Annotated in this window: 9 protein-coding genes; 5 read left to right on the top strand and 4 right to left on the bottom strand. The window is 74.5% G+C overall.

Translation table 11 applies throughout. The annotated features are described in order from the left end of the window. Positions 1-37: 37 nt before the first annotated feature. The 3 genes from ACFQ8C_RS26215 to ACFQ8C_RS26205 all read right to left on the bottom strand — a co-directional run bounded on the left by ACFQ8C_RS26215 (position 38) and on the right by ACFQ8C_RS26205 (position 3,361). Positions 38-1,189 (bottom strand): glutamate--cysteine ligase, encoded by a 1,152-nt coding sequence (locus ACFQ8C_RS26215; protein ID WP_383461883.1) that lies wholly within the window; start codon positions 1,187-1,189, stop codon positions 38-40. 241 nt (positions 1,190-1,430) lie between these two features. Next, positions 1,431-2,318 carry a lytic polysaccharide monooxygenase gene (locus tag ACFQ8C_RS26210; protein ID WP_383461881.1) on the bottom strand — a complete coding sequence of 296 codons (888 nt, stop codon included), beginning with the start codon at positions 2,316-2,318 and terminating at the stop codon, positions 1,431-1,433. 209 nt (positions 2,319-2,527) lie between these two features. After that, on the bottom strand, positions 2,528-3,361 hold the full coding sequence (locus ACFQ8C_RS26205) for a lysozyme (protein ID WP_383461880.1): 834 nt from the start codon (positions 3,359-3,361) through the stop codon (positions 2,528-2,530). A gap of 477 nt (positions 3,362-3,838) precedes the next feature. Between ACFQ8C_RS26205 and ACFQ8C_RS26200 the strand changes: the two genes are divergently transcribed. Beyond that, positions 3,839-4,285, top strand: a complete 447-nt coding sequence (locus ACFQ8C_RS26200) for a MarR family winged helix-turn-helix transcriptional regulator (protein WP_383461878.1) — start codon at positions 3,839-3,841, stop codon at positions 4,283-4,285. Between the two features lie 4 nt (positions 4,286-4,289). On the opposite strand, the gene ACFQ8C_RS26195 is transcribed toward ACFQ8C_RS26200, so the two are convergent. Next, complete coding sequence (locus ACFQ8C_RS26195) at positions 4,290-5,063, bottom strand: hypothetical protein (RefSeq protein ID WP_383461876.1); 774 nt, start codon at positions 5,061-5,063, stop codon at positions 4,290-4,292. A gap of 396 nt (positions 5,064-5,459) precedes the next feature. On the opposite strand from ACFQ8C_RS26195, the gene ACFQ8C_RS26190 reads away from it, so the two are divergent. From ACFQ8C_RS26190 to ACFQ8C_RS26175, 4 genes are read left to right on the top strand one after another with little or no spacing between them, the layout of a single operon-like run. Then, positions 5,460-8,486 carry a nitrate- and nitrite sensing domain-containing protein gene (locus ACFQ8C_RS26190; protein ID WP_383461874.1) on the top strand — a complete coding sequence of 1,009 codons (3,027 nt, stop codon included), beginning with the start codon at positions 5,460-5,462 and terminating at the stop codon, positions 8,484-8,486. Then, a complete protein-coding gene (locus tag ACFQ8C_RS26185) occupies positions 8,483-9,013 on the top strand; it encodes a roadblock/LC7 domain-containing protein (RefSeq protein ID WP_383461872.1) in 531 nt (176 codons plus the stop codon). Before ACFQ8C_RS26190 ends, ACFQ8C_RS26185 begins: the two co-directional genes overlap by 4 nt. Beyond that, positions 9,010-9,426, top strand: coding sequence for a DUF742 domain-containing protein (locus ACFQ8C_RS26180; RefSeq protein ID WP_383461870.1), 417 nt, complete (start codon positions 9,010-9,012; stop codon positions 9,424-9,426). The genes ACFQ8C_RS26185 and ACFQ8C_RS26180 overlap by 4 nt, the downstream gene beginning before the upstream one ends. Further along, a complete protein-coding gene (locus ACFQ8C_RS26175) occupies positions 9,407-10,144 on the top strand; it encodes an ATP/GTP-binding protein (protein WP_383461868.1) in 738 nt (245 codons plus the stop codon). Before ACFQ8C_RS26180 ends, ACFQ8C_RS26175 begins: the two co-directional genes overlap by 20 nt. Positions 10,145-10,169: the final 25 nt, after the last annotated feature.

Below are 10,169 nucleotides of genomic sequence, written 5' to 3'. Positions count from 1 at the left end.
GCCCCCGGTACGCACGCGTACCGGGGGCCTCGCGGGTTCACGCCGGGGTCGTACGGCGCACGGCCTCGACGATCACCGAGGCCAGCGTCGGGTCCCCGGCGTGGGCGGCCCGCTGGAGGTCCGCGCCGGTGCCGCGGGCCAGCAGCCGCGCCACGCCCACCTCGGCCCGCTCCCGGTCGCCCGCGTCCTCCAGGGCGGGGCGCACATGGTCGAGCAGGGCGTGCAGCACCTCGCCGGCCGGCCGGGGCCGCCAGCTGCGCGGGTCGAGCAGCTCGCCGCCGAGGCCGTACCGGCTGGCCCGCCAGGCGGCGAGCCGCAGCACGACCGTCGACACCGGGTCGGGGAGCCGGCCCCGCCGCCACTCCCGGGCCGCGGTCTCCACCAGGGCGCGGCTCAGCACCGCCAGCAGGACCGTGTCCTCCAGGTCCAGGCAGACGTCGCCGACCCGGATCTCCACCGTCGGGTAGCGGCGGGAGAGCCGGGCGTCGAAGTAGACCATGTGGTCGTCGATCAGCACGTCGCTGGCGAGCATCTCGCTGGTGGTCCGCTCGTACGCCTCCACGTCCCCGTACAGCTCGCTGGGACCGGACATCGGCCAGCGCTGCCACAGCTGGTGGCGCCAGCTGGCGTAGCCGGTGTCGACGCCCTGGAAGTAGGGGGAGTTGGCGCTGAGCGCGAGGAGCGGGGCGAGCCAGGGCCGGATCCGGTCGAGGACGCCCACGCCCTCCTCGGGCGAGGCGAGGTGGACGTGGACGTGGCAGGCGCAGGCGAACTCCTCGTCGACGAGGTGGGCGTAGCGGTCGTGGATCCGCCGGTACCGCTCGTCGGGGGTGAGCAGCGGGCCGAAGTCCATCGGCGCGGTCGCGAGCGCCGCGACCGCCACCCCGGCCTCCTCGGCGGCCGCGGCGGCGGCGAGCCTGGCCCGGCGCAGCTGGTCGGCGAGCTGGGGGGTGGTGGTGCAGGGGGTGGTGCCGATCTCCAGCTGTTCGGCGTACAACTCGGGCTTCGCCGGTTCCGGTCCCTCGGCGTGCGGCCCGGCGTCGGCGTGCCAGGCGGCGATCTCGGTGACGGTGCCGGAGAGGGGCTGGGGGAGTCCGGTCTCGGGATCGACCAGGAGGAGCTCCTCCTCCACCCCGAACGTGCGCAGCCCTTCCCCGCGGTGGTAGACCCACCGCTGCTGGTTCCGCATGGAGCGCTCTCCTTCACGGGCGGACGGTGGTGCGCTGACGGCCGTTCGAACAGAGCTTTCACCAAGGCTGTCCACGAACGTCCCGTCTTCCACCCGTCCCGGGGTAGATGGCGCGAAATCGCCCCCCGGAGCGGACTCCGGGGGGCGAGGTGGGCGGGAGGAGAGGGCGGGTTTCCCTGAGGGCCGCCGGAGGGGTGGGCGGACCCCCGTCCCGCCCTCCCCTCCCACCGGCCTCCGGCGCCTAGGAGCCGGAGGGGGCGGAGGAGCCGCGGCGGCGGCCCAGGAGCAGGCTGCCCGCCCCGAAGACGGCGAGCGCGCCCGCGCCCGCCAGGGCGAGCGGCAGCGGGGAGGCGGGGGCGTCGGCGGCCTCGGCGGAGAGCGCCGGCGGCTGCTCGTCGCCGCCGTGACCCGCGTGGCTGACCGTGGACAGCTCGGCGCCCGCGGCCAGTTCGGCCTCGGTCGGGGCCTCCGCCTTGAGGGCGGTGGTGGCGGCGGCCGTGCCGAAGGTGACGTCCGAGCAGCTGTAGAACGCCTCGGGGCTGTCGTTGCGCTGCCACACCATGTAGACGACGTGGCGGCCGGTGCGGGCCGGCAGGGTGCCGGTGAAGGCGTAGTAGCCGTCGGTGGCGGTGCGGGTGGTGTGGTGGACGGCGACCGGGGTGGCGTCCAGGTCGGACCACTTCAGCGGCTGCGTCGGGTCGAAGCCGGCCTTGGTGACGTACATCGTCATGGTGCCGGAGTGGGCGGCGGTGGCGCGGATCCTGAAGTCGAAGGAGCCGGCCGAGACGGCGGTGGCGGGCCAGTCGGTACGCGCCCAGTCCAGCGCCCGGTACTTCTCGCGGTTCGCCGAGCAGAGCTTGCCGTCCGGGATGAGGGCCTTGTGGTTGCCGTCGGCGTTGGCGATGTTGACCTCGTTCCAGTCGTAGAGCGGCTGGGTGCCGGAGTCGGCGACGAGGTCCTTGCACACCTGCGAGTCGGGGCTCTCGGGGCCCTCGGCGTAACAGGCGGCGACCCGGCTCACGGGGTTGAAGACGGCTCCGTGGGCGGCGGCGGTGGTGGGGGTGAGGCCGACGAGGGCGGCGGCGGACAGGGCGGCGACGCCGGCGGCGGTACGGCGGGTGGACGGCATGCGGGGGCTCTCTCTCGTGCGTGGGGGGAGTACGGAACGAGCAACGCGCGCGGGGCACACGGAAGTTGAATCCCGTGCGACCGGGGTAGAGACTCGCATTGGTCCATACCAATGGGCAAGGGGGTGCGCGGAAAAAGCCCCTGAGCACGCGGAACGGCGGCCCCGGGGGTGCCGCCGCACCCCTGGAACCGCCGTTCTCCGCGCGGGCGTCAGCCGTTGGCGAGCGCCTGTACCCGCGAGAGGTCGCCGTTGAAGTGGTTGTGGTCGCCGACCGTCGGGCCGGACGAGGTGTACTGCCACATCGTGTAGTACGGCCAGCCGGAGGGGAGTTCGCCGACCTCGGAGGCGTACCGCGCGATCCACAGCGGGTTGGTGGCCGCGAAGCCGGAGTAGTTCCCGGTGCACTGCTTCCACCAGCTGGTCGCCGTGTAGATGACGGCGTCGCGGCCGGTGCGGGCCTTGTACCGGTTGAGGAAGTCGCGGATCCAGGTGACCATCCCGGACTGGGTCTTGCCGTAGCAGGTGGCGCCGTACGGGTTCCACTCGATGTCGAGCACGCCGGGCAGGGTCCTGCCGTCCTTGGACCAGCCGCCGCCGTTGTTGACGAAGTAGTCGGCCTGGGCGGTGCCGGTGGTCGTGTCCGGGGTGGCGAAGTGGTACGTGCCGCGGATCATGCCGACGTTGTACGAGCCGTTGTACTGCTGCGTGAAGTAGGTGTTCTTGTAGTACGTGCCTTCCGTCGCCTTGACGTAGGCCCACTTGACGCCGCTGTTCCAGAGGGTCGACCAGGCGACGTTGCCCTGGTGGCTGGCGACGTCGACGCCCTCCGTCTGGGCGGCGAGGGCGGAGACGCCGCCGGAGGCGGTCGCGCCCCGGCCGTCGTGCTTCAGGACGCCCATGCCCATGTGGGCGGTGCCGCGCGCCGGGGCGGCGGCGCGGGCGCCGGGGTCGGCGGCGCCCGCCTGTCCGGCGAGGGGCAGGACGAGGGCGGTGGCGGCGAGGCCGGCGAGCAGGGAGGTGGGGACGGATCTGCGCACACGCATGGCGTGACTCCCGAGGGGGCGGTGGGGGTGGTGTGGACATGTCAGTCACGTGCTCGACGGCGACTCTACGCACGTAGACCTCGGGCGTGGAAGAGGTCCCGGGTTCCGCCGTTGGTCTACTCCTGCGAAATACTGAAGGAGCTGCGGCGATGCCCGCCGTGGCGGGAAACTTTCAGCCGACGAAACACGCGTGGGAGGTGCGGGGTGCGCGCAGGCGGCACGACCGGCGAAGGCGGCACCGCGCCGGGAACCGACACCGGCGGCGGTCCGTCCGGCGGTCTGTCCGGCGGCTCGTCCGGCGGTCCGTCCGGTGGCGGGGCGACGCCGGGGGAGGTCCCGGCTCCCGCTCCCGTGCCGACGCCGGGGGAGGTCCCGGCTCCCGCTCCCGTGCCGACGCCGGGGGAGGCTCCGGCTTCCGTGCCCGTGTCGACGCCGGGGGAGGTTCCGGCTCCCGCTCCCGGGGCGGTTCCGCCTTCCGTGCCCGTCGTGAAGGCCGAGCGGGAGTTCCTCGCGCTGGAGCGGGAGCTCGCCGTGTTCCTGCGGCGGGCCCGGGCGCAGTCGGGCGAGATGGCCCGGGAGGTGCACCCGGAGCTGGAGCCCGCCGCGTACGGGCTGTTCGTCCGGCTCGACGACGCCGGGCCGCAGCGCGCCACCGAGCTCTCCGCGTACTTCGGCGTCGGCAAGGCCACGATGAGCCGGCAGCTGCGCGCTCTCGAACAGCTCGGGCTGGTCGCCCGCGACCCCGATCCCGCGGACGGGCGCGCCTCCCTGGTGCGGCTCACCGACGAGGGCCGCGACCGCTTCCGGCACGTCCGCGACGCCCGTCGCGAGCGGTACGTCCGCAAGCTCGCCGACTGGGACCGCGCGGAGGTCGCCGAACTGGCCCGGCTGCTCCACCACTTCAACCAGCGCTCCGAGGGCTGAGCCCTCAGAGCTCCACGTACACGGCCGTCGCGTCGTCGTGGAGCTTCCCGCGCCGTCCGCCGGCGTCCGTGGCCTCCAGGGTCCGGACCCGCTGGAGCAGTCCCGCCGGCCCCTCCTTCGCGAGGACGCCGACGCACTCCGTCCAGTCGCCCGCGCCGAACCGCTCCACCCAGCGGCTCGCCCCGTCCGTGAGCGCCGCCAGCGCCCGCACCTCCGCGAGCGGGGTCCGCCCGGTCACCGCCCGCTCCGCCACCGCGGGGTCCGCCGCCGCCGTGAAGAAGCCGCCCTCCCGGTTCCGCAGCCGGTCCGCCGCCTCGTGCGAGCGCAGCGCCTCCCGGGGAAGCCGGTCCAGCCGGTCGTCCCGTACCACCCTGACCGCGCCGTCCGGCGCCCGGATCAGCAGCACCGAGTCGGAGAGGACCAGGTGTTCGACCACGGCCGCGTCCCACCGCGCGAGGACCACGGTCGCCTGAGGCGTACGCACGTGAGAAAGGTCACAGGTGTCCGCGTGGAGTGCCGCGGTGCGCCGGATTGCGAGCGACAGGATCTCGGACAGCGTCAGATCAGGCCGGGAAGTGGACAGTCCGGTCAAAGCGCCACCGAGGCGCGCGGTGAACCACGGCACCGTGTGCACACAACCGACATCATCCGCGGGGGGCGTGACACCGTCCAGGAGGACGAGCGCCCCTCCGCCGCCCGGGCCGGGCAGAGCTGCGGCGGCCCAGTCCTCGTTGGGTCGTTCGGGACTGCCGGGAAGGGTGGCGACCTCGCTGCGCATGATGTCCAGTGTGCCTGGCTCGCGCGGTGTCTTCACAACACCTGCAAAGGGCCGAAAATGGCCTGTACCAACCGGCCATGGCCGCCGCGACAGGCGGAATCGCAAGCTCCGGCAAGCTGCGGGCGGGCATCCTGCCAAAGCCCGCCCGGAAGATCCAGCCGGGGCCCGCCGGAGGCCCCCGGCGGCGCCCGTCGGAAGTTGTTCGCCAACTCAGGAGTGTTGTTCACTCGTTCGGGTGGCGGAGCGGCCGATGCCCGCCCCCTGCCGAGAAGCGCTGGAATGGTCGGAAGCCGTACCAGGGGTGGGGGCGGAACCTCGTGACCGGCCGTCACCTCTGCTGTGTGGGCGGACGAGTCAAGAATGCGAGCACCGGTGCAGAAGAAGCGGCCTCGGAGCATGAACGGCGCGCGGAGCCAGACCCCCGGTGAGCCGCCGACCCCCGGCACCACGCCGAGCACCCCCGGCACCACGCCGAACACGGGAAGCACCCCCTCCGCCGGAACCGGAACGGGCCCCGTCGCGGCGGCCGGAGCCGCCACCCGTGCCCCCGCACCCACCCCCGGCGGCCGTTCCAAGCGCGTCCGCACCCGCCTCGTCGTCGGCGTCGCCCTCGTCGGCGTCATCGTCCTCGGCGCCGGCGCCCCCGCCGTCCTCACCGCCTCGACCGAGCTCAACGAGTCCCGGCGCCTGGTCACCCTCGCCGAGCTCGACCGGCAGGCCGTCACCCTGGCGCACTCCCTCGCCGACGAGCGCGACGAGGTCGTCGCCTTCGTCGCCGCGGGACGCGAGGAGCAGACCGGCCCCAAGAAGAACCGCCGGGTCCTCACCCCCGCCAAGTCGGCCCGCGTCGACCGGCAGATCGACGAGATCCGCCCCGCCGCCTCCGACGCGCTCCGCCGCCAGCTCGCCGGCGTCGCCTCCGTCCGCCGCGCCGCCGCCACCGGCAAGGGCACGGCCCTGGAGGCCCACAAGGCGTACAGCGACGTCATCGCCACCCTGCAGGCCCTCGCCGACGAGCTCGCCGAGCGCACCCCGCCGCGCGCCACCGACCCCGGCCTCACCGGCACCACCCGGGCCCCCGCCGACCTCGGCCGCGCCGTCGAACAGGCCTCCGCCACCCGGGGCCTGCTCCTCGCCGCGCTCGCCGTCCCGCAGCCGGAGCCCAGCGGCGAGCTCCACTACGACGCCACCACCGGCACCTACGTCGCCGACGAGCCCGAGGGCAAGGAGGAGGCCGAGCGCGCCCGCGACGCGCTCAGCGCCGCCGCCCAGCAGGCCCGGGTCCGCGAACTCGCCGCCCTCGGCGACTTCGACCGGTCCGCCGGCCCCGCCGCCCGCGACTCCCTCGCCGCGACCGTCACGGGGCCGGAGGTCAAGACCGCCGAGCTGGCCCTCGGCAGGCTCACCGACCAGCCCGCCCTCACCGAGGCCGAGACCCGCACCTCCCCGTCCGCCCTGGATGCCGCGCTCTCCGCCCGCATCGAGCAGATGCGCGGCGTCGAGTCCACCCTCGCCGCCAAGCGGGTGGAGCGGCTCACCGTCCTGCGCGACGACGACGTCACCGCCCTCGAACTCCGCCTGGCCCTGCTCGGCGGCTGTCTGCTCCTCGCCGTCGGCGTCTCCACCTACGTCGCCCGCAGCCTCACCCGGCCGCTCGCCGTGCTCCGCCTGGGCGCCGGCCGGCTCGCCGCCGCGCCGGACCCGGCCACCGAGGAATCCGTCCGCTTCACCGGCCGCAACGACGAGTTCGCCCAGGTCGTCCGCTCCCTCAACACCCTCCACGGCCAGCTCGCCGCCCTCGCCGCGCACACCGGCCGGCTCACCGGCGAGCGGGCCGGTCTGGTCGCCGCCAAGGAGACCGCCGAGGCCGAGCTCGCCGCCCAGCGCGCCGAGCTCCAGGGCCGGATCGCCGTCCTCACCGCCGACTTCGAGCGGCTCCGGAGCACCGTCCACCACACCTTCGTCAACCTCTCGCTGCGCAGCCTCGGCCTCGTCGACCGCCAGCTCGCGGTCATCGAGAAGCTGGAGGAGCGCGAGCAGGACCCGGACCGCCTCGCCACCCTCTTCAAGCTCGACCACATGGCGACCGTCATGCGCCGCCACAGCGAGAACCTGCTGGTCCTGGCCGGCCACGAGCACGTCCACGGCCACGCGGGCCCGGTCCCGCTGGTCGACGTGCTGCGCGCCGCCGTCAGCGAGATCGAGCGGTACGAGCGGGTCACCATCCAGTCGCTGCCGCCGCACGCCCAGCTCGCCGGCTTCGCCGCGGACGACCTGAGCCACCTCGTCGCCGAGCTCCTGGAGAACGCCACCGCGTTCTCCCCGCCGGACGCCGAGGTCCAGCTCTCCGGCTGGCTCCTGGAGACCGGCGAGGTCATGCTCTCCGTCCAGGACTCCGGCATAGGGATCCCCGAGCACAAGCGGGCCGACCTCAACGCCCGTCTCGCCGCCGCCGACCCGGAGGCCTTCGAGGGCGAGGGACTCGGCATGCGGGTCGTCGCCCTGCTCGCCGCCCGCCACAACGTCGGCGTCGAGCTGCGCGAGCAGCGCCCGGGCGGCACCGCCGCCGTCGTGGTGCTGCCGCTCCCGCTGCTGCCGACCGCGCCGCCGGCCGCCGTCACCGAGCCGGTCCTGCTCCCCGGCACCGGCACCGGCACCGGCCCGGTCCTCCACCTTCCCGGCTCCGAGGCCGAGGCCAACTCCAACGCCCTCCCGTCCCGCACCCGCGACCCGCTCGTGGAGGCGGCGGAGCGCGCCTTCCGCGCGTCGGAGGAGCAGGCGGAGCAGCCGGCCCCGGCCCCGGCCCCGGCACCGGCGCCGGAGGAGTCGTACGGCTTCGGGCCCGCCGCCGGCGCCGAGCCGGAACCGCACCCCGCGCCCCCCGTCGAGCCCGTCCACGAGCACCGGCCCGTGCCCGAGCAGCGGCCCCTTCACGAGCAGCCCGTGCCCGAGCCGGTCCAGGAACACCGGCCCGTCCACGAGCAGCCCGTCCAGGAACACCGGCCCCTTCACGAGCAGCCCGTCCAGGAGTCCGTCTCCGAGACCACGCTCCAGGTGCGGCTCCCCGACCCGCCGCCCGAGCCGGACAGTCACGAGCGGGCCGCTGAGGTGCCGGTCGCGGCCGTGCCGGAGCAGGCGGGGCCGGCCGACGAGGCACAGGTGCCGGGGCCGCGCCCCGCGCAGTGGGAGCGCGTGACCGACAAGGGCCTGCCGAAGCGGACCCCCCAGGTGGTCCGACCGTCCGCCGCGCCCGCCGCCCCCCGCACGGGCGCGGTCGACGCCGAGGCGCTCCGCCGCCGGCTGGGCGGCTTCCACAAGGGCGCCGTGGCCGGGCGCCGGGACGTCGAGGCGGAGATAGCCGCCGGGAGCACCACGCGCACAGAGGAGATGACGGGGGACACAGTCGAGGAGGCACGCAGTTGACCGCCACGGGAACGAGCACCACGAGTACGACCGCACCGACCGGCGCCACCGGGACGTACGGACCGAGCACGGAGGCCCGCAACCTGCAATGGCTGCTGGGCAACCTCGTGGAGGAGGTGCCGGGCGTCCGCTCGGTCGCCGTCGTCTCCTCCGACGGGCTCCTGCTGCTCTCCTCCGACCCCGAGGAGCGGCCCGGCGCCGGCGGTGACGGGCACGCCCGCCCCCGGGGCCCGCGCGGCTCCAGCGCCGACCTGGCCACCATCGTCTCCGGCATCGGCAGCCTGACCATCGGCGCCGCGCGCCTGATGGACGGCGGCGGCGTGAAGCAGACCATGGTCGCCATGGAGGAGGGCAGCGTCTTCGTCATGTCGATCAGCGACGGCTCGCTGCTCGGCGTGCACGCGGAGCCCGACTGCGACATGAGCGTCGTCGCCTACCACATGGCGCTCTTCGTGGGCCGGGCCGGACACGTCCTCACCCCCGAAGTCCGCAGCGAGCTGCGCAAGTCGATGGAGAGCTACCGGTGACCTCGCTGACCGCCGCCGGCCACCGGCTGCCGGTACGGGGCGAAGGACGGCGTCCCGCGCGCGTGCGCCCCTACTCGCTGACCGGCGGCCGCACCCGCTTCGGGCACGTGCTGCTCGTCGAGACCTTCGTGGCCGCCCTGGAGGCGCCGCTCGCCCGCAAGGTCCTCACCGACGGCGGCCCCGGCGCCCGCGGGCTCATGCCCGAGATGCGCGCCATCGTCGAGATATGCCGCCGGATGCGGACGGTGGCGGAGATCTCGGCCCTCCTCAAGATGCCGTTGGGTGTCGTCCGGGTGCTGCTCAGCGACCTGGCCGACCAGGGAAAGATCCGTGTGTACGGGACCGGTCACGCCACCGGCCAGCCCGACCGCGCGCTCCTCGAAAGGGTGCTGAGTGGACTCCGCCGTCTCTGAAGCCACCGCCGTCGACACCGCCGTCGACACCCCCGCCTCCCCGGCGGAGACGGTCCCCGCCGTCTCCCCGGCGGAGGCCGTCCTCACCGCCGCCATCCCCGCCCAGCCCGGGCCCGCCGGGGAACCCGATCCCGAGGACGGCGCCCAGGACTGGCAGCTCGACCACTCCCGCGCCCCGATCGCCACGAAGATCGTGGTCGCGGGCGGCTTCGGCGTCGGCAAGACCACCTTCGTCCGCGCGGTCTCGGAGATCACCCCGCTCCAGACCGAGGCGCTGATGACCCGGGCCAGTGAGGAGACCGACGACCTCACCGCGACCCCGGACAAGCTCACCACCACCGTGGCGATGGACTTCGGCCGGATCACCCTCGACAACGACCTGGTCCTGTACGTCTTCGGCACGCCGGGACAGCAGCGCTTCTGGTTCATGTGGGACGACCTGGTGCGCGGCGCGATCGGGGCGATCGTGCTCGCCGACACCCGTCGGCTCACCGACTGCTTCCCGGCGCTCGACTACTTCGAGAGCTGCGGCCTGCCGTACGTCGTCGCGGTCAACCACTTCGAGGGCACCGAGCGGTTCGAGCCGGAGGACGTCAGGGAGGCCCTGACGATCACCGCCGAGGTCCCTGTGGTGATCATGGACGCGCGCAAGCGCTACAGCGTCGTCGAGACGCTGCTCGCCATGGTCGAGCACGCGCTCTCCGCCACGCCCGAATAAACCGCCCCCGCCTTCGCACCCGTCT

It is taken from the genome of Streptomyces sp. NPDC056503, assembly GCF_042794995.1.
Classification (GTDB): domain Bacteria; phylum Actinomycetota; class Actinomycetes; order Streptomycetales; family Streptomycetaceae; genus Streptomyces.
The sequence above is the reverse complement of the archived record's forward strand: the minus strand, read 5'-3'. Positions and strand labels throughout refer to the sequence as shown.

Coding starts and splice junctions, on each gene's coding strand:
- ACFQ8C_RS26215 (WP_383461883.1), bottom strand. CDS start 1,189: ATGCGGAACCAGCAGCGGTGGGTCTACCACCGCGGGGAAGGGCTGCGC.
- ACFQ8C_RS26210 (WP_383461881.1), bottom strand. CDS start 2,318: ATGCCGTCCACCCGCCGTACCGCCGCCGGCGTCGCCGCCCTGTCCGCC.
- ACFQ8C_RS26205 (WP_383461880.1), bottom strand. CDS start 3,361: ATGCGTGTGCGCAGATCCGTCCCCACCTCCCTGCTCGCCGGCCTCGCC.
- ACFQ8C_RS26195 (WP_383461876.1), bottom strand. CDS start 5,063: ATGCGCAGCGAGGTCGCCACCCTTCCCGGCAGTCCCGAACGACCCAAC.
- ACFQ8C_RS26190 (WP_383461874.1), top strand. CDS start 5,460: ATGAACGGCGCGCGGAGCCAGACCCCCGGTGAGCCGCCGACCCCCGGC.